The 18,040-nt window shown below is 58.1% G+C and carries 13 protein-coding genes and 4 pseudogenes; 12 read left to right on the top strand and 5 right to left on the bottom strand.

Annotated elements, in window-relative coordinates; translation table 11 throughout:
• Positions 1-108: 108 nt before the first annotated feature.
• Positions 109-630, top strand: a pseudogene (gene ppa / locus AU14_RS17995) (inorganic diphosphatase); the annotation flags it as partial.
• Positions 631-705: 75 nt separating this feature from the next.
• On the opposite strand, the gene AU14_RS17990 reads toward ppa, so the two are convergent.
• The 3 genes from AU14_RS17990 to AU14_RS23565 are packed head-to-tail and all read right to left on the bottom strand — an operon-like array spanning position 706 to position 3,764.
• Entirely contained in the window at positions 706-1,758 is a 1,053-nt protein-coding gene (locus tag AU14_RS17990) for a DUF2333 family protein (RefSeq protein WP_041343201.1), read from the bottom strand.
• Positions 1,759-1,764: 6 nt separating this feature from the next.
• Positions 1,765-3,087, bottom strand: coding sequence for an EAL domain-containing protein (locus tag AU14_RS17985; RefSeq protein WP_330217927.1), 1,323 nt, complete (start codon positions 3,085-3,087; stop codon positions 1,765-1,767).
• Positions 3,084-3,764, bottom strand: coding sequence for a LapD/MoxY N-terminal periplasmic domain-containing protein (locus AU14_RS23565; RefSeq protein ID WP_330217926.1), 681 nt, complete (start codon positions 3,762-3,764; stop codon positions 3,084-3,086). Before AU14_RS23565 ends, AU14_RS17985 begins: the two co-directional genes overlap by 4 nt.
• A 195-nt stretch (positions 3,765-3,959) precedes the next feature.
• Between AU14_RS23565 and AU14_RS17980 the strand changes: the two genes are divergently transcribed.
• The 11 genes and pseudogenes from AU14_RS17980 (at position 3,960) to AU14_RS17930 (ending at position 16,601) form a co-directional block, all read left to right on the top strand.
• Positions 3,960-5,573, top strand: a complete 1,614-nt coding sequence (locus tag AU14_RS17980) for a GGDEF domain-containing response regulator (protein ID WP_041343198.1) — start codon at positions 3,960-3,962, stop codon at positions 5,571-5,573.
• 276 nt (positions 5,574-5,849) lie between these two features.
• Entirely contained in the window at positions 5,850-6,290 is a 441-nt protein-coding gene (gene aroQ / locus AU14_RS17975; RefSeq protein ID WP_041343195.1) for a type II 3-dehydroquinate dehydratase, read from the top strand.
• Between the two features lie 27 nt (positions 6,291-6,317).
• Positions 6,318-6,779, top strand: a complete 462-nt coding sequence (gene accB / locus AU14_RS17970; RefSeq protein WP_041343192.1) for an acetyl-CoA carboxylase biotin carboxyl carrier protein — start codon at positions 6,318-6,320, stop codon at positions 6,777-6,779.
• Between the two features lie 24 nt (positions 6,780-6,803).
• Positions 6,804-8,142 (top strand): annotated as a pseudogene (gene accC, locus AU14_RS17965) (acetyl-CoA carboxylase biotin carboxylase subunit).
• A 29-nt stretch (positions 8,143-8,171) separates the two neighbouring features.
• Positions 8,172-9,068, top strand: coding sequence for a 50S ribosomal protein L11 methyltransferase (gene prmA / locus AU14_RS17960; RefSeq protein ID WP_041343190.1), 897 nt, complete (start codon positions 8,172-8,174; stop codon positions 9,066-9,068).
• Positions 9,069-9,129: 61 nt separating this feature from the next.
• Positions 9,130-10,374, top strand: coding sequence for a DUF3426 domain-containing protein (locus AU14_RS17955; RefSeq protein WP_041343188.1), 1,245 nt, complete (start codon positions 9,130-9,132; stop codon positions 10,372-10,374).
• Between the two features lie 225 nt (positions 10,375-10,599).
• Entirely contained in the window at positions 10,600-11,598 is a 999-nt protein-coding gene (dusB, locus tag AU14_RS17950; RefSeq protein WP_041343185.1) for a tRNA dihydrouridine synthase DusB, read from the top strand.
• Positions 11,595-11,911: pseudogene (gene fis / locus AU14_RS17945) on the top strand (DNA-binding transcriptional regulator Fis). The gene dusB and the pseudogene fis overlap by 4 nt, the downstream one beginning before the upstream one ends.
• A gap of 83 nt (positions 11,912-11,994) precedes the next feature.
• Entirely contained in the window at positions 11,995-13,575 is a 1,581-nt protein-coding gene (gene purH, locus AU14_RS17940; protein ID WP_041343182.1) for a bifunctional phosphoribosylaminoimidazolecarboxamide formyltransferase/IMP cyclohydrolase, read from the top strand.
• 27 nt (positions 13,576-13,602) lie between these two features.
• Positions 13,603-14,888, top strand: a pseudogene (gene purD / locus AU14_RS17935) (phosphoribosylamine--glycine ligase).
• 159 nt (positions 14,889-15,047) lie between these two features.
• The gene (locus AU14_RS17930) at positions 15,048-16,601 is read left to right on the top strand and encodes a cation:proton antiporter family protein (RefSeq protein WP_041343179.1); all 1,554 of its coding nucleotides are present in this window, start codon (positions 15,048-15,050) and stop codon (positions 16,599-16,601) included.
• Positions 16,602-16,706: 105 nt separating this feature from the next.
• On the opposite strand, the gene AU14_RS22425 is transcribed toward AU14_RS17930, so the two are convergent.
• Positions 16,707-17,432, bottom strand: a complete 726-nt coding sequence (locus AU14_RS22425) for an SUMF1/EgtB/PvdO family nonheme iron enzyme (protein WP_236744208.1) — start codon at positions 17,430-17,432, stop codon at positions 16,707-16,709.
• Positions 17,433-17,437: 5 nt separating this feature from the next.
• Positions 17,438-17,959: a DinB family protein gene (locus AU14_RS22420; protein ID WP_236744207.1), complete on the bottom strand. Its 522-nt coding sequence runs from the start codon at positions 17,957-17,959 to the stop codon at positions 17,438-17,440.
• Between the last annotated feature and the right edge of the window lie 81 nt (positions 17,960-18,040).

Raw genomic sequence — 18,040 nt, 5'->3', positions numbered from 1 at the left:
GGGGCAGACCTACCAACGTTTAGTTTCGAACTGCAGGAGACTTCCGTATAATTGCGCCCACTTTTTAACCGCAGTCAAACGTACCTCACGTACCAGGAAGGATCGCATATGCAATTCGATAACATCCCTGCCGGCAAGAACCCGCCGGAAGACATCTACGTTGCCATCGAAATCCCGGCCAACAGCTCGCCGGTCAAGTACGAACTGGACAAGGACATGGGCGCCCTGCTGGTTGACCGCTTCATGGCCACTCCGATGTTCTACCCGGCCAACTACGGCTTCATCCCCCACACCCTGGCCGACGACGGCGACCCCCTCGATGTGCTGGTTGTTACTCCGTACCCGGTCCAGGCTGGCTCTGTGATTCGCTGCCGTCCGGTTGGCGTTCTGAACATGGAAGACGAAGCCGGTGGCGACGCCAAGCTGGTTGCAGTCCCCCACGACAAGCTGACCTCTGCTTACCAGAACGTGAAGGACATTGAAGACCTTCCCGAGCTGCTGCGTGACCAGATCAAGCACTTCTTCGAAAACTACAAGACCCTGGAGCCCGGTAAGTGGGTCAAGGTTCAGGGTTGGGCCGATGCGGCCGCAGCCAAGCAAGCCATTGTCGATTCCGTCAACGCCTACAAGGCTGATCTGACGGATTGCAAGGCACAAAAAACCGGGCAGCTGCCCGGTTTTTTTTGGTTCCGACTATGCCGCTGATCAACCCCGGGACAGCAAGTCCCGCATATCGCTGATGGCCGCATTGGCTCGCGACAGATAAGCCGCCATGGTCAGGGAATGGTTCGCCAGTACGCCAAAGCCACTGCCGTTCAGCACAACAGGGCTCCACATGGATCCCTGGGCACCTTCCAGCTCGATAATGACCTGTTTCACACTAGCCATGGCATTCTTGTCCTGAAGCACCTTACGGAAATCCACTTCAATGGCCCGGAAGATGTGCAGCAGAGCCCATGAGCTGCCTCGGGCCTCATAGAACACATCATCAATTTCGGTCCAGGGCGTTTTCACGTCGATCGCCCCGATTTCTTCGTCGAGCGGGTTGTCCTGATTAACATTGGCAACCGCGTCCGAAACCGAGGCCTTACCCACGCTCTCACCCAAAGTACGGGAGAGACTGCCCAGACGGGTTTCCAAATCGGCCAGCCAGTTGCTCAGGTTGTCAGCGCGGGCAAAGAATTGGGCGTCAGCCTGTTCCGGGTCTGAGAGACGATTGAGGTAGCGTTTGAGTGCGCCAATGCCGCGACGATACTCAGCCTCGGTGGAGGGAATGGCCCAGCTTCCACTGTCAAAGTGCAGCTGAGGTTCGGCGACGGTCAGATCACGGTCTTCAGCAGACTGACTCTGTGAACGGCTGATGTCCTTTCGTAAGGCGCGGGACAAATCCCGCAACTGCACCAGCACTCCATATTCCCAGTTAGGCATGTTGTCGAGCCACAGCCCCGGTGGAAAGATGTCATTGGAGATATAACCGCCCGGCTTGTCCAGCAACGTCTCAGCAATGCGGATGGTGGTGGCGGTGGTGGCAAAGCCCGTGATCGGCTCACGCTGCATGCTGTTAGCCATGGAGCGCGTGTGTTCGCGAACGGAGAAGGCTTCCGGCTCACTGCTCCAATACATACCCAGAACCACGGTCACCAGCAGGTACACCACTAGCAGGACCAGGATGAATTTACCGACCACACCGCTGCCGCCGGCATAATCCTGAACATCATCTTTCTTGTCCCTGAAATACTGTCTGAGTTTGCCTGGCATAGACTGTTATTCCCCTGTCGGTTGTTGGTCTGCCGCAAATGGTCGTCCGAGATGGTAACCCATGGCCCCGTCGATACCCAGCTTACAGAGTACCGAGTACTCCGCTGCTGTCTCCACGCCGGTGGCAAATACCTTTACGCCCCGACTGTGCGCGATGGACACCACGGATTCGAGGTAGAAACGATTCTCCTCATGGGTATCTATATCGTGAATGAACGAGTTATCGATACGCAATGCCTGAACACTCAGATTCCTCAAGTAACTGAAGGGCAGCCCCCCAACCCCAAACCGGTCGACCAGCACCGGTACGCCCAGGCGAACCAAGGCACGAACCAGCAGACCAACTGCGGTTCTGTGGTGATGAACAATGTGCTCGGAAATACCGACCCAGAGATTTCCTGCCCCGGGTCCTGCCGCCTCCAACTGGGCAATAAACTCCTTGCGGAATTCCTCACTGGCCACGGAAGCACTTCCCAGCGATATCGCCAGAGAGCGTTCTGGATGCTCAATCAGGCAGGTGAGAACTCGCTGGATCAACATGCGATCAATATCCGATATCAAACCGAACCGTTCAGCGATATGAATAAAAGCACCAGCTTTCAGCATGCCCTCCGGCCCCTCGATGCGGGAGAAAACCTGGTGATAGACCGGCTGGCTTTGCTGCTCGCTGACCATGGGCTGCAACCACAGCGACAACTTTTGATCCTGGATAGCCTGACTGATGATGACCCGCCAGCTTTCCAGATTGTGATGCCCCTCCTTGTCGGGTTCCGCCATGTAACAATCGGATTCTTCACTGTCCTGAGCCAGCCGCAAGGCCTCATCGGCGGCGGCCAGCACCTCCCTGATGCCACGGCCTTCCGCCGTGCGCGCCAAACCGGCATGGACGGCGGTGTCCAGTGGCGCCGCCAGATCCGCATAGAGCCCATCCAGCTCCGACACCAGCTCCTTACACCAGACACTGGCATCCGCCGGCAGAGCGCCGGGTACAAAAATAGAAAACTCAGCACCGGCACGGCGACCGGCAAATGAACCTATATGCGACTCAACGAATCCGTTGACCACCTCGGCGGCCCGCAACAATACCCGGTCGGCCTCACTGCGCCCGTAGGCCTGGTTGTAGCTGGCAAAATCCGACAACCTCACCAGAATGAGAACCCCGGGCGCGGCCCTTTCCTCTGACTCCACCTCCGCCTTAAGCCTCTGGTCGAACGCGTTGCGGCTGGGCAGACCGGTCACCGGGTCTTCACTGTTTATCCGCCGCAGATGCTGAATCAGTTTCGCCTGCCCTTCGAACAGCTGGCCCAGATCGTCCGCCATTTGATTCATGCCGCGGTAACCTGATTCAGCTCCCTGGTCGACTGAACCGCCACCCGCTGCCGAAAATTGCGCTGACCCAACGCCTGAGCCTGCAGTTCCAGAGCTCTTAGCGGTCGCAAGGTTCGTTTCAGCAGGAGGAAAAGCAGGAACAACCCGACCCCACCAATGAGCGCTGTACTGGCAATCAACCCGATAGTGATCCGCCACAAGTCCTGATAGGCACGGCCGGGGTTGCTCACAACCTGGACTTTGCCAAGACGACTCCATCCGCGCACAACCTCGGCTTCCGCCACCGGCAACTTGAGATTAGCGATAGACCGGAACCAGTCGGGCACTGAGCTATTGGACCGGCCCATAGTACGACCGGCGACTTCGGCGCCGTCATGATTAAGGTATCGGACTGACAGGTAACGGCCACTGTCGAATACGGCATCGATCAGGGACGAAGCCGCCACCGGATCGCGGGCGTCGATGGCATTGGATAGCGACAGGCCGACGGCAGTGGCACCGTCGTGGGCGTGGCCGGCAAGCTGCTCGGAGACGTAGGTTCGAAAATAGCCGTAGCTGGTGATGAAGCCAGCAACAAGCACCAGCACCAGTAAAGAACCGGTAAACAGCAACAGAATGGCCCGCAGAGTGACTGCGCCAGACTGCCTGGAATCAATCACGCTGTGCGTGTCCGCCATGACAGGTCTCTCCGATAGGCTGCGCGCCCGCCGGCCAAGGGATTGTGACTTGCACCGCAGAGTTGACAAACATTTACAACGAGCAACCTACGCCGACAACTCTAAACACTATAGACTCTGCATAGGGACTAAGCTGGAAAATTCGTCCTGACTGCAATGGACAACCAATAACGAAAAGAGACAGGCCAGAGCACCATGAATGACGAAAGCCAGAAAGAAAAACTCAGGCAACATTTCGCACGACGTGTGACAACCCAGGCGCGGGTTGTACTGGACACCTGGCAAGAGATTAACAAAGACCGCAATCTGGCCGGTGCTTTGCGCGATGAGTTTGCGGCGGCCACCGATAAGCTGGTGCGCTACGCCCAGCGCTTTGAAATGGCCAGCCACGCCGAGGCCGGCACCCGGATTCTGGAATTATTGAAGGACTGGCAGGCCAATACGCCTCTGGACGATGATCTCGAGCGCCCAATCCAGGACGCTATCGAGGCACTGTCTCGCAGCACCCTACGTCGCACCGACCAGGAGAGCACCGAGGCGCCTCACCAGTTTCGCCGCACACCGGTATACATCGCCCTGGCCAACGAGGAAATGGCCGTCCGCCTGATCCGCCAGCTTGAATTCTTCGGCTTCAGGGCGGAAGCATTTACCTCAGCAGAGAAGCTTATCGACGCCTGTGCCCTGCACAAACCCGAAACCATCCTGATGGATGTGAATTTCAGCGGCGTTGTGAACGCGGGCATTGCCACCATCGAGCAGCTGCAGGAACGCCACGACACACCCATCCCCATCATTTTCATGAGCGACGAGGACGGCAGCATTGAGACTCGCTTGCGAGCCTCTCGCTGTGGCGGCGAAGAGTTTTTCTACCCGGCGGTCGATCCCGGCCAGCTGATCGAAAAAATCGAAACCTACACCCACGGCAATTCCGTCGAGCCCTACAAGGTGCTGGTGCTGGACGACTCCCGGGCCCAGGCCAAATACATGGAAACCGTCTTGCGCAAGGCCGGCATGACCGCCCACATCATCACCGACCCGCTGCAGATCATTTATGCTCTGGAAGAGTTCTCCCCGGAGATCATCATTCTCGACATGTACATGCCCGGCTGCACCGGTATGGAGATCGCCCGGGTAATTCGGCAGCAGGATCGCTTCCACAGCGTGCCCATCATTTATCTATCGGCCGAAGAAGACGTGACCAAACAGCTGCATGCCATGAGCCTGGGTGGCGACGACTTCCTGACCAAACCCATTGATCCCAAGCATCTGGTTTCTACCATTCACAACCGGGGTCGGCGGGCCCGTTCGCTGCTCGCCCTGATGATTCGTGACAGCCTGACTGGTCTGTACAACCACACCCACACTCTGCACCTGCTGGAGCAGGAAATCGTGCGAGCCCGGCAGAAGGAGCAGTCGTTGTGCTTTGTCATGCTCGACATCGATTACTTCAAGAAAGTAAACGACACCTTTGGCCACCCTATCGGTGACCGGGTGTTGCGCAGTCTTTCGATGTTCCTCAAGCAGCGCCTTCGCAAGACCGACCATATCGGACGCTACGGCGGCGAGGAATTCGCCATCATCCTGCCCGACACCCGGCCCAGCGATGCCCGCAACGTGCTCAACGAAATTCGCGAACGCTTTTCCGAGTTACTCCAGCCCGCGGGCGATCGCGAGTTCAATGTGACGTTTAGCTGTGGCGTTGCCGGCTGGAACAATGAAAGCTCACAGGCTCTGTGCGAACGGGCCGACCGCGCGCTTTACGCCTCCAAGGAACAGGGACGCAATTGCGTCACGCTGGCCGAGAGTTAAGACCCAAAAGAGCCGGGCTGGCCCCATGAAACCTGCCCGGCTCCGTATTCCCCCTATGAAACCAACGTCGTATAGCGCTAAGCGCCACCCTTCACGACAATGATTGTCATCAACGGAAAGATCCCGTTTCGGTTTTCAGCCTTTTTTTTACGACCAATGGACAACATGGATGATTGTCAAAAAGTATTGATCTGAATGAAACAAGCACGCACCATTATGGGAACGTGCTGTTATTTTCGGCGATCCTGTAAAAAAGACATCAAGGCAGACTGAACCATGTCGACAATTCTCGTGCTCCATGGCCCGAACCTGAACATACTCGGAACCCGCGAGCCAGAGGTCTATGGCCACGAGACTCTGAACGACATCGACGATCGACTGCGACAGCAAGCGGCAGACCAGGGACATCATCTGCTCCATCTGCAGTCCAACGCCGAGTATGAGCTGATCGAACGGATTCATGAAGCAAGGGCCGAAGGCGTGGATTACATCATTATCAATCCGGCCGCATTCACCCACACCAGCATTGCCCTTCGGGATGCGATGCTAGCGTCGGGCATCCCCTTCATTGAAGTGCATCTTTCCAATGTCCATGCGCGGGAATCGTTCCGACATCATTCGTATTTTTCCGATATCGCCGATGGCGTTATCTGTGGGCTGGGTAGCCAGGGGTACGACCTTGCCCTCCAGGCAGCCCTGCAGCGCATTCACCGATAGACCAGACATAACGGGACTGGATTTACTATGGATATTCGCAAAGTCAAAAAACTGATCGAACTGCTTGAAGAATCCGACGTCGAAGAGTTGGAGATTCACGAAGGAGACGATTCGGTTCGCATCTCCAGACGCCGCGAGCAGGTTGCCGGCACCCAGTACGTGAGCCATTACCCGGCTCCGGCGCCGCAATCAGCACCAGCCCAGGATCCTGCGCCCGCGCCGGCTCAGGAAAGCGCAGCACCCGCCGCACCCAGCGGACACTCCCTGAAGTCGCCGATGGTCGGCACTTTCTACCGCGCACCTTCACCCTCTGCGAAGGCATTTGTTGAAGTGGGCCAGTCTGTGAAAGCCGGTGAGGTTATCTGCATCGTTGAGGCGATGAAGATGATGAACCAGATCGAGGCCGACAAGAGCGGCACCGTCACTGAAATTCTGGTCGAGAACGGCCAGCCGGTGGAGTTTGATCAGCCCCTGATCGTCATTTCCTGAACTCGGTGATAGCTACTCATGGCCATGTTAGAAAAAGTTCTGATCGCAAACCGGGGTGAAATTGCCCTCCGGATCCTGCGTGCCTGCAAAGAGCTGGGCATCAAGACTGTAGCGGTTCATTCCAAGGTCGATCGCGACCTGATGCACGTTAGGCTGGCAGACGAATCCGTTTGCATCGGACCTAACAGCCCGCTGGAAAGCTACCTGAACATTCCCACCATTATCAGCGCTGCCGAAGTGACCGACTCCGTGGGCATTCACCCCGGTTACGGTTTCCTTGCGGAAAACGCCGATTTTGCTGAACAGGTGGAAAAAAGCGGATTCCACTTCATTGGCCCCAAGGCCGACACGATCCGATTGATGGGTAACAAGGTCTCTGCGATCAACGCGATGATCAGCGCAGGCGTGCCAACGGTACCCGGGTCTGATGGTCCGATCACCGACGACGATCAACGTACCCTGCGTATCGCCCGGGAAATCGGTTACCCGGTCATGATCAAGGCAGCATCAGGCGGCGGTGGCCGGGGCATGCAGGTGGTGCATTCAGAAGCCGCCCTGCTGAAGGGTGTTCAGATCACCCAGAGCGAAGCCCGCAACGCCTTTGGCGACCCGACTGTTTACCTTGAGAAGTTCCTGGAACGGCCGCGTCACGTCGAAGTTCAGGTGTTGGCAGACATGCACGGCAACTGCATCCACCTGGGCGACCGCGACTGCTCGATGCAGCGCCGCAACCAGAAGGTGATTGAGGAAGCTCCGGCACCGAATGTTAACCCCGAGTCCCGTGCGCGCACACTCAAAGCCTGTGTCGATGCCTGTAAGGAAATCGGCTATGTTGGCGCCGGTACGTTCGAGTTCCTGTACCAGGACGGCGAGTTCTACTTCATCGAGATGACACCCGGGTTCAGGTGGAACACCCGGTATCCGAGATGGTCACCGGTGTTGATATCGTGCGCGAGCAGCTGCGTATTGCCAGCGGCCTGCCGCTGCAGTACACGCAGGATGACATCCGGATCTCCGGGCATGCGATCGAGTGCCGGATCAATGCCGAAGATCCGAAAACCTTCGTGCCCAGCCCAGGCAAAGTGAAGCACTTTCACGCGCCAGGCGGTAACGGGGTTCGTGTGGACTCGCACCTGTACAGCGGCTACACCGTTCCGCCTTTCTACGACTCCCTGATTGCCAAGCTGATCACCTGGGAGATGACCGGGAAATCGCTCGCCGACGTATGAAGAACGCGTTGGATGAGCTGGTAGTCGAAGGCATCAAGACCAATCAGTCTCTGCATGGAAAACTGGTGCGCGACGGCGGCTTTAAACAGGTAGACTTCACCATCCATTACCTTGAAAAGCTGATGCGGGACTAACGTCCTGCATCGTCACCGCAGGAACCTCTATGCCCTGGATACAACTACAGATCCCAGCTGACCCGGATAACGCCGATCAGCTGGAAGATCTGCTCATGGAGATGGGCGCTGATGCCGTCTCCATGGAAGACGCCGCTGACCAACCACTGTACGAGCCTGATCCGGGCACCACACCGCTGTGGAGTCAGACGACCGTTACCGGGCTGTTCCAGTCCGACCGGGACATTGACCAACTGTGCGCCGATGTTCGAGACGCCTGGCACCAGGCCACCCAGCAAACCCTCCCAGACATTGACGTCACCCTGGTCGAAGACAAAGACTGGGAACGGGCGTGGATGGACGATTTCGAGCCCCTGAAATTTGGCGAACGCCTTTGGATCGTGCCTAGCTGGCACGATGCCCCGGACCCCGACGCCGCCAACCTGATGCTGGATCCCGGCCTGGCCTTCGGCACCGGCACCCATCCGACCACGGCCCTGTGCCTGGAGTGGCTCGACGGCCAGGACATGCAGAATCGGCAAGTAACCGATTATGGCTGCGGCTCCGGTATCCTCGGCCTGGCTGCTCTGTTGCTCGGCGCAGATCATGTGGTGGGCGTCGACACCGACCCCCAGGCACTGGATGCCAGCCGCGAAAATGCCCGACGCAACGGCGTTGCCGATGACCGGCTCAATCTGTACCTGCCGGAAAACGAGCCCAACGCTCAAGTGGACGTCATGCTCGCTAACATTCTGGCCCAGCCTTTGATCGGCCTGGCACCGCACCTGGCCAAGCTGACCAAGCCCGGTGGCGATCTGGTCCTGTCCGGAATTCTGTCCCATCAGGCCCGCGAAGTAATGGCAGCCTATGAACCCTGGTTCATTATGGACGAGCCCGAGCAACGCGAGGAATGGATACGCCTCACAGGACGGCGCCACAACGGATGACGAACAGTGCCTTAGCGACTAAACTGCGCACTCGTAGCCCCGTCGCTTTCAGGAACGAAGCATGACCTCAAGCAGCCTGCAGACCCAATGCCCAAAATGCGAGACCCGGTTCCGGGTAACGGATGAACAACTTGGTATTGCCAAGGGCAAGGTCCGCTGCGGGAACTGCTTGTCGGTATTCAACGCCATTGAACATCAGGTGATGCCCCGGAGCAGCTCGAAACCGGCACCGGTTCAGACCGAGCCGGAGGCCTCCGGAGACTATCGTGCCCCTGAAGAAGACTTCGTGTTCGCCGACAACCCCGAGGAAGACGCCAGTGAAGAGCCCTACGCCGGTACCAAGCTGACGTTCTCAGACGACGAACTTAGCGATAGCTTCCGCACCATGGATGGTCAAAGCGGCACCAATTTCCAGGATGCTGTAGACGACGGCACCACCAAAGACGTGGATGAAAGCTGGGCCGAAGCCATCCTGCAGGAAACCGCCAAACCCGCCAGCAATCCGGCCCCTGAACCCTCGCCTTCAGAAAAAGCGCAGGCCTCGGAGCCGGAACCCGACGATTCTTACAAAACCGTCGAGCCAACCTTCGACCCGAGCTTTGATCCGGACATAACTCCGGATTTCGAGCTGGAGGCCGAGGCTGAGCCGGCCCAGACGGCACCGCAAGTCGAGCAAGCTGACGACTTCTACGAGCCGTTCGGCAACGACAAAGAGTTTGACTTCGATGCCGAGGACGACCAGCTGGGCGAGCCCATGGCGGCCACCCTGCCCTACGACAATCTCCGCCGGGAACCGGTATCGGTCCGGGGCGAGAATTCAGGCAAGCTGCGGACAGTCATATGGTCGGTGGCGGTTTTGTCGCTGATTGGCATTCTAGTGGCGCAGGTAACCTGGTTCCAATTTGACCGCCTCTCCGCCATCCCTGAGCTGCGCCCGTTTTATGAAAAAGGGTGTGCCATCGCCGGCTGTGAGCTCAAACCGCTGATTAATGTCGATGCCATCCAGAGCCGCAAACTGGTCGTTCGAACCGATCCGGACAATCGTAGCCAGCTGGTAGTGAACGCGGTAATCATCAACCGTGCCGACTTCGAGCAACCATTCCCGGCCATTGCCCTGACCTTCTCCAACCTGAATGGTGATGTGGTAGCGCAAAGCATTTTTACCCCAGACGAGTACCTTGCCGGCGAGGGTCAGAATCTCAGTGCCATGCCCAAGGACACCCCGGTCCGGATCGCCATCGACATCCGCGATCCTGGCAAGGATGCAGTAAATTACAACCTGAACTTCCGCCCCTATACACCCTGAAGTGGTAAGCAAGTGTTCACTCGACAGTGAACATCGATCCTCACCACGGAGAACAAAAGTCAACCAAAAAGCACGAAAAATAATCAGTTTTTTCGTGTTCCTGCCCCTTCAATCATGTCCCACCCGGCGGTATCATTAGCGCCCTTCGGAACCTCGATCGATTATTTATTGAACAGTCGTTCGAATCCGACGTTTGCTCAACCCGCTGTGACACGGACTCAGATCATGCTGCCGACGGCAAAAATCGGGCCGTACACCTTGCCCAACCCGCTAATAGTTGCGCCCATGGCCGGCGTGACAGACCGACCGTTTCGACTGCTGTGCAGAAGGATGGGGGCAGGTCTTGCGGTATCGGAAATGGTGATAGCGGACAGCAGGCTCTGGCATACCCGAAAGTCGCAGACCCGACTCAACCACGACGGTGAGCCAGAGCCCCGGTCGGTGCAGATTGCCGGCGGAGACCCGGACATGCTGGCCGACGCCGCCCGACAGAACGCTGAGTTCGGCGCCCAGATCATCGACATCAACATGGGCTGTCCCGCCAAGAAGGTCTGCAACAAGGCCGCGGGCTCTGCCCTGATGAAAGATGAAGCGCTGGTCAACGAGATCCTGAAGGCGGTCGTGAACGCGGTGGACATCCCGGTCACACTTAAAATGCGCACCGGCTGGGACCGGGACAACCGGAACGCCCCGATCATTGCCAGAATGGCCGAGGATGCTGGCATTCAGGCGCTGGCGATCCACGGTCGCACCCGGGCGGACAAGTACAACGGTGAAGCAGAGTACGACACCATCGCCGAGGTCAAATCACGGGTTGGTATTCCGGTGTTTGCCAATGGCGACATCACCACACCGGAGCAGGCCCAATACGTGCTCAAGCACACAGGTGCGGACGGCCTGCTGATTGGCCGTGGCGCCCAGGGGCGGCCCTGGATCTTCCGGGAGATTCTTCACTTTCTGGAGACCGGGACGCATCTGGCAGAGCCACCTCTGGGCGAAGTGGAACAGATTCTGATCGAACACCTGGCCGAGCTGCACAGCTTCTACGGTGAAACCATGGGTGTTCGCATCGCCAGAAAGCACGTGGGATGGTACTTGCAGTCCCACGACCAGAGCAAAGAGTTTCGCAAACGCTTCAACGCCATCGACGATGCGCTGGAGCAGAAAGACAGCATTCAACAGTATTTTGCAGGCTTACGAAATGGAGAGGTATTCGCAGCATGAGCGCTGAGACTTTGGCACACGACAATCTAAGCACCCCAGCCAATGAAGATATTCACCAGCTTCAGACCGTCAATGGAAGCGGCAACAGCGTCACCCTGCGTGACAGCGTGGAAGTTGCCCTGAAGAACTATTTCGCCCAGCTGGACGGAGCGCCAGTAACCGAGGTGTATCAACTGGTACTGTCCGAGGTTGAGGCGCCGCTTCTGGAGCAGGTGATGAAATACACCCGCAACAACCAGACCAAGGCGTCGACCATGCTTGGCTGAATCGGGGCACCCTCCGCAAGAAGCTGAAGCAGTACGGTCTGCTATAATCCAGACACCCTGACTTGCTAAGGGCCTCCCGGAATGATTCGCGAGGCCCTTATTCGTTCATCTCCAGCAAAGAAAGTGACTCATGGTAAACCAGGCTAACTCCCCCGTCCGTCGCGCGTTGATCAGCGTCAGTGATAAAAGTGGCATCGTAGATTTCGGCCGCGCCCTGACCGAACGCGGTATCGAACTGCTTTCCACCGGAGGCACTTTCCGCCTCCTGAAGGAAAACAACATTCCGGTGACCGAAGTATCGGACTATACCGGCTTCCCGGAAATGATGGACGGCCGGGTTAAAACCCTGCATCCGAAAATCCATGGCGGGATTCTTGGTCGCCGGGGTACCGACGACACGGTGATGGGCGAGCACGGTATCAACCCGATCGACATGGTGGTGGTGAACCTGTACCCGTTCGAGGACACCGTCGCCAATCCGGACTGCGACTTGCCGACGGCCATCGAGAATATCGATATTGGCGGTCCCACCATGGTCCGCGCCGCGGCCAAAAACCACAACGATGTTGCCATCGTGGTCAACGCCTCGGATTACAGCCGGGTCCTGAAAGAGCTGGAAGATAACGACGGTGAGCTGACCTACAGCACCCGTTTTGACCTTGCGGTCAAAGCCTTTGAACACACCGCCGGCTATGACGGCGCGATTGCCAACTATCTGGGCGGGCGCACACCAGACAACGACAACGCCGACTTCCCGCGCACCTTCAACACTCAGTTCGTGAAAGTCCAGGACATGCGCTACGGCGAGAACCCGCACCAGCGCGCCGCGTTCTACACCGAGCGCAACCCGAAGGAAGCCTGCATCGCTACCGCGAAACAGCTGCAAGGCAAGGAGCTGTCGTACAACAACGTGGCCGACACCGATGCCGCGCTGGAATGCGTTAAGCCCTTCGCCGACCCGGCCTGTGTGATCGTGAAGCACGCCAATCCCTGCGGCGTAGCCATTGGCACCGACATCCGTCAGGCCTACGATCTGGCCTTCGCCACCGACCCGACTTCCGCATTTGGCGGCATCATTGCTTTCAACCGTGAGCTGGACGCAGATACGGCCAAGGCGATCATCGACCGCCAGTTCGTTGAAGTCATCATTGCTCCGACCATCGCACCTGAAGCTGTTGAGCTGGTGGCAGCCAAAAAGAACGTCCGTCTACTTGCATGTGGCGAGTTCAATGGCGAGCGAGCCCAGACTCTGGACTACAAAAGAGTGACTGGTGGTCTGCTGGTACAGGATCGTGATCTGGGTATGGTTGCTATGGCCGACGTCAAAGTCGTGACCGAACGCCAGCCCTCTGAAGCCGAACTCAACGACCTGCTGTTTGCCTGGGAAGTGGCCAAATACGTCAAATCCAACGCCATTGTCTACGCCAAAGCAGGACGCACCATTGGTGTGGGTGCAGGCCAGATGAGCCGGGTCTACAGTGCCAAGATCGCCGGCATCAAGGCCGCGGATGAGAACCTGGAAGTGAAAGGATCGGTTATGGCTTCTGATGCCTTCTTCCCGTTCCGAGATGGCATTGACGCGGCTGCCAAAGCCGGCATCACCGCGGTGATTCAGCCCGGTGGCTCCATGCGCGACCAGGAAGTGATCGACGCTGCCAACGAACATGGCATTGCCATGGTATTCACTGGCATGCGCCATTTCCGTCACTGATTCCGGACCAGCTAAAGGATTCCAAACATGAACATTCTTGTGATCGGCAACGGTGGCCGCGAACACGCACTGGCCTGGAAAGCCGCCCAGTCCCCCGAGGCCGACCGTGTCTTTGTTGCTCCGGGTAACGCCGGTACAGCGCGTGAGCCAGGCCTTGAGAACGTCAACATCGATGTGATGGACCTGGACGGACTCGCCAACTTCGCCGCCACTAACCACGTTGGCCTGACCATCGTAGGGCCCGAGGCGCCGCTGGTGGCTGGTATTGTTGACCTGTTCGAAGAGCGCGGCCTGCGGGTCTTTGGCCCCAGTGCCGGCGCCGCCCAGCTCGAGGGTTCAAAAGCCTTCACCAAGGACTTCCTGGCCCGCCAGAACATCCCGACCGCGGCCTACGCCAACTTTACCGACGCCGACGAGGCCCTGGCCTACGTTCGTGAGCAGGGCGCGCCCATTGTGGTGAAGGCCGATGGCCTAGCCGCGGGCAAAGGCGTCATCGTCGCCATGACCCTGGCCGAAGCCGAGGATGCCATCCGCGACATGCTGGCTGGCAATGCCTTTGGCGATGCCGGCAGCCGCGTCGTCATCGAGGAATTCCTGGACGGCGAGGAAGCCAGCTTTATTGTCATGGTCGACGGCGAGCACGTGCTGGCCATGGCTACCTCCCAGGATCACAAGCGGGTGGGTGACGGAGATACCGGCCCCAACACCGGTGGTATGGGCGCCTACTCGCCGGCCCCGGTGGTAACTGCCGATGTGCACCAGCGCATCATGGACGAAGTCATCTACCCGACCGTGCAAGGCATGGCCGCCGAAGGTCATCCCTACAAGGGGTTCCTTTACGCTGGCTTGATGATCGACGGCAACGGCACTCCCAAGGTAATCGAGTTCAACTGCCGTTTCGGTGACCCGGAAACCCAGCCGATCATGCTGCGCATGCAATCCGATCTGGTCGAGCTATGCGGTGCCGCCATCGACGGCAAACTGGATCAGTGTCGCTCCGACTGGGACGATCGTGCTCCGTCGGCATCGTACTGGCAGCCGGTGGTTATCCCGCCAGTTACAACAAGGGCGACGCCATTTCCGGCCTGCCGGAAACCGAGACCGAGGGCGAAAAAGTATTCCACGCCGGCACCAAACTCCAGGGTGACCAGGTGGTCACCAACGGCGGACGCGTGCTTTGCGCCACTGCCCTGGGCAAGACCGTCACCGAGGCCCAGCAGCGTGCTTACGAGCTGGCCGCAAAGATCCAGTGGAACGGTGTCTTTTACCGCAAAGACATTGCCTTCCGGGCCATCACCCGCGAGCAATCCTGATCCTACTGACGGATATGAAGCCCGGTTTTTGACCGGGCTTTTTTTTGAAAGTCCTATATTCCGAGTAAATTCAGAGAGATTCTGCAACCAGCGGCTACACCAGACCAGCAAAACAGGATAGCCTTGCAACAAGAGCCCTGAGTTAAAAAAGACGGACCTATGCCTGAAGCTCTCTGGATTTCATTTGCCTTTGCCCTTGGTTTGCTGGTCAAAGGCGTTGGCCTACCGCCCCTGGTGGGCTACCTCGCCGCAGGTTTTCTGCTCAGCGGCCTGTCCGCAGTAACCGGGCTTGCCATCGAGGCGACCGATGCCCTTGGCCACATCGCTCACTTGGGCGTGCTTCTCCTGCTGTTCACCGTCGGCCTTAAACTCAAGCTCAAGTCCATCGTCAGCCCGGAAGTCATTGGTGGCAGCCTGCTGCACTTTGCCATCACCTGTGTGATTTTCGCCCCCGGGTTGTATCTGCTAATGGACCTGTCCTGGCAGACGGCGTTGATGCTGGCCATAGCCCTGTCGTTTTCCTCAACCGTACTGGCAGCCAAGGTGCTGGAATCGAAACGGGAGCTGCGAGCCTTCCATGGCCGGGTCGCCATCGGCATCCTGATCATGCAGGACCTGATCGCCCTCGTGGTGATGAGCCTGGCCGCCGGCCAGACGCCCTCGCAATGGGCGCTGATTGTATTTGGCCTGCCACTGCTACGTCCTCTGCTGTTCCGCCTTTTGGACGCCAGCGGCCACGATGAGCTGCTGGTTCTGTTAGGCCTGTTACTGGCGTTGGTACTGGGCGGTTACGGTTTTGAATCGGTGGGGCTCAGTTCGGAACTGGGGGCATTGATTTTTGGCGCTATTCTCGCCAACCATCCCCGCTCCCAGGAGCTGTCCAAGTCCCTGTGGAGCGTTAAGGAGATGTTCCTGGTTGGCTTCTTCTTACAGATCGGCATCGGCGGCTTGCCTGATCAGCAATCACTGATCTTTGCCATCGTCGCCGCCCTGGTCCTGCCGCTGAAAGGCCTGTTGTTCTTCTTTCTGCTGCTGGCGTTCCGATTGCGGGCCCGGAGTGGCTTTCTCAGCTCTCTGGCACTGACCAACTACAGCGAGTTTGGCCTCATTGTCGCCAGCGTAGCGTTGCCAGACTGGCTGGTACCGCTGGCAATCTCGGTGGCAATCTCGTTTGTGATTTCCGCGCCCCTTAACCGGTTCGCCCACGCCATTTTCGAGCGCTATGCCGCTGGCCTGAGCCGGTTTGAAGGCCAGAAACACCACCCGGATGAGCAGCCACTGTCCGTGGGAAATACCCGGGTGCTGATCATGGGCATGGGCCGCACAGGGACTGCCGCCTACGACTGGGTTGCCAAACATGAGACCGACCTGATGGGCCTGGATTCTGATCCGGCCAAAGCCTTAAAGCACCAGGAACAGGGCCGTAACGTGGTCTTTGCCGACGCCGAGGATGCTTCATTCTGGCATGGCCTGCATATGCCGGCCGTACACTCTGTCATCCTGTCCCTGGGCGATATTGAAGGTAAACTGATTGCGGCGCGCATGTTACGCAAGCTCGGATTCCGGGGGTACATTGTCGCCCACACCATGTACCCGGACGAGGCGCACCAGATCCGCGAAGCCGGCGCCAACGAGGCCTACCTGACCATGGACGAGACCGGTGTCGCGCTCGCCAGCCACATCATCCACCGGGCCGAGCCCAGCCCCGACTGACAAACCAGGAAGCGACCGGCCCGACACCTCAGAGTGCGCAGGTGCGGAACCCGGTGAAGGCGTCGTTACGCAGGGGCAAGTATGCCTGCCGGTAGGTGCCCCGAATCAGGCAGGATGACGTCGCACAGCTGCCACCCGAGTGACCTTGTGATCACCAAACTGCAGGGTGGACATGAACGGATACATATCGATCTTGAAACCGTCGTAGGGGAAAAACTGACTGCTGGTCCATTCCCAGACGCCGCCAATCATCTGCCGACAGCCAAACGGGCTGTCGCCCCCCGGGTAATCGTAGACTGGGCTCTGGCCCAAAGCCTGGCCGTCCAGGTCGGCCAAGGTGGCGTCCGCAGGTGCATTCCCCCAGGGATAACGCTGGAACGGCCCCTCCGGACGATTGCCCAGCGCGGCGACTTCCCATTCGTACTCAGACGGCAACCGCCGTCCAGCCCAGCGACAGTATGCTTCCGCCTCCCAATAGCTGATGTGCGTCACGGCGGCGTCTTCGTTCAGCGGTTGCCAGCGATCGAACACCCGCTCCTGCCACTGGCATTCATGCCAGCGCCAGTAAAGCGGGTGACGCGGCGCTCTGACCAAAGGTTCGGTACTGCCATGCACCAGGGCCACATCCACTTCAGTTTGAAGCCACTTCCGGCCTCCAAACGACCAGTACTCGGGCTTCCGATAACCATCGTCTTCCACAAAGACCAGAAAGTCGGCGTTGGACACCGGTAATCGTGAGATGGCGAATGCATCCAGCTCAACTTCAAATCTTGGTTTCTCATTGTCGAAGGCAAAATCTGTCGTCGCGTAAGCCTCAGACTCCCCGGGCATGCCGATCACCCAGCGTCCGGCCGGGATGAAGCATCGCCCGTGACAGGTTCACCAGGCGCCCGTCGAATCGATTTTGCATCTGGCGGTGCCGTATAACCGACCGTTTGACGACACCAGATCATGGATTCTATGTGCATGTTCTGATGGAAAATGGCGTAACGATTCAGATACAGGGTCCGGTCATCCAGTGACTGGCTGAGAATACGCTCCGCAACCCGGTCATAAACGGTATCGAAATAGGCCAGCGTCTCCTCGCGCCCCGGAAACAAATTACGGCTCCAGCGATCCCGATGCTCAATATGGAAGGAGTCCCAGAGATCATCCATGGCTGGATTGAAACTGGCGATACCGTCAAGAAGATTGAACACAAAGACCTCGTAGAAGAACGCGGAATGCCCCATCTCCCAAAGCGGCGGGTTTACACCTGGATGGTAGGGCACGTCGAGCATCGCCTCCGGCAACGACGTGATAAGTGCCCGGGTGCGTTGTCGAGTCCGTTCCAGTTCTTGCAGCAGCTCGTCTTTCATTGTGTTCAAAGGTTTTCTATCGCCCATAAGCTACGTTGTCTTCCAATTTTTATTCAGCATAACAGATGCATTCACTGGCGG

The sequence above is a fragment of the Marinobacter similis genome, from assembly GCF_000830985.1.
Classification (GTDB): domain Bacteria; phylum Pseudomonadota; class Gammaproteobacteria; order Pseudomonadales; family Oleiphilaceae; genus Marinobacter; species Marinobacter similis.
Note: the sequence above shows the minus strand (reverse complement) of the source record. Positions and strands in the feature narration are given on the sequence as shown.

What these genes read in the sequence shown, in the direction of transcription:
- AU14_RS17990 (WP_041343201.1), bottom strand. Translation starts at nt 1,758, where the DNA reads ATGCCAGGCAAACTCAGACAGTATTTCAGGGACAAGAAAGATGATGTT.
- AU14_RS17985 (WP_330217927.1), bottom strand. Translation starts at nt 3,087, where the DNA reads ATGAATCAAATGGCGGACGATCTGGGCCAGCTGTTCGAAGGGCAGGCG.
- AU14_RS23565 (WP_330217926.1), bottom strand. Translation starts at nt 3,764, where the DNA reads ATGGCGGACACGCACAGCGTGATTGATTCCAGGCAGTCTGGCGCAGTC.
- AU14_RS17980 (WP_041343198.1), top strand. Translation starts at nt 3,960, where the DNA reads ATGAATGACGAAAGCCAGAAAGAAAAACTCAGGCAACATTTCGCACGA.
- aroQ (WP_041343195.1), top strand. Translation starts at nt 5,850, where the DNA reads ATGTCGACAATTCTCGTGCTCCATGGCCCGAACCTGAACATACTCGGA.
- accB (WP_041343192.1), top strand. Translation starts at nt 6,318, where the DNA reads ATGGATATTCGCAAAGTCAAAAAACTGATCGAACTGCTTGAAGAATCC.
- prmA (WP_041343190.1), top strand. Translation starts at nt 8,172, where the DNA reads ATGCCCTGGATACAACTACAGATCCCAGCTGACCCGGATAACGCCGAT.
- AU14_RS17955 (WP_041343188.1), top strand. Translation starts at nt 9,130, where the DNA reads ATGACCTCAAGCAGCCTGCAGACCCAATGCCCAAAATGCGAGACCCGG.
- dusB (WP_041343185.1), top strand. Translation starts at nt 10,600, where the DNA reads ATGCTGCCGACGGCAAAAATCGGGCCGTACACCTTGCCCAACCCGCTA.
- purH (WP_041343182.1), top strand. Translation starts at nt 11,995, where the DNA reads ATGGTAAACCAGGCTAACTCCCCCGTCCGTCGCGCGTTGATCAGCGTC.
- AU14_RS17930 (WP_041343179.1), top strand. Translation starts at nt 15,048, where the DNA reads ATGCCTGAAGCTCTCTGGATTTCATTTGCCTTTGCCCTTGGTTTGCTG.
- AU14_RS22425 (WP_236744208.1), bottom strand. Translation starts at nt 17,432, where the DNA reads ATGCCCGGGGAGTCTGAGGCTTACGCGACGACAGATTTTGCCTTCGAC.
- AU14_RS22420 (WP_236744207.1), bottom strand. Translation starts at nt 17,959, where the DNA reads ATGAAAGACGAGCTGCTGCAAGAACTGGAACGGACTCGACAACGCACC.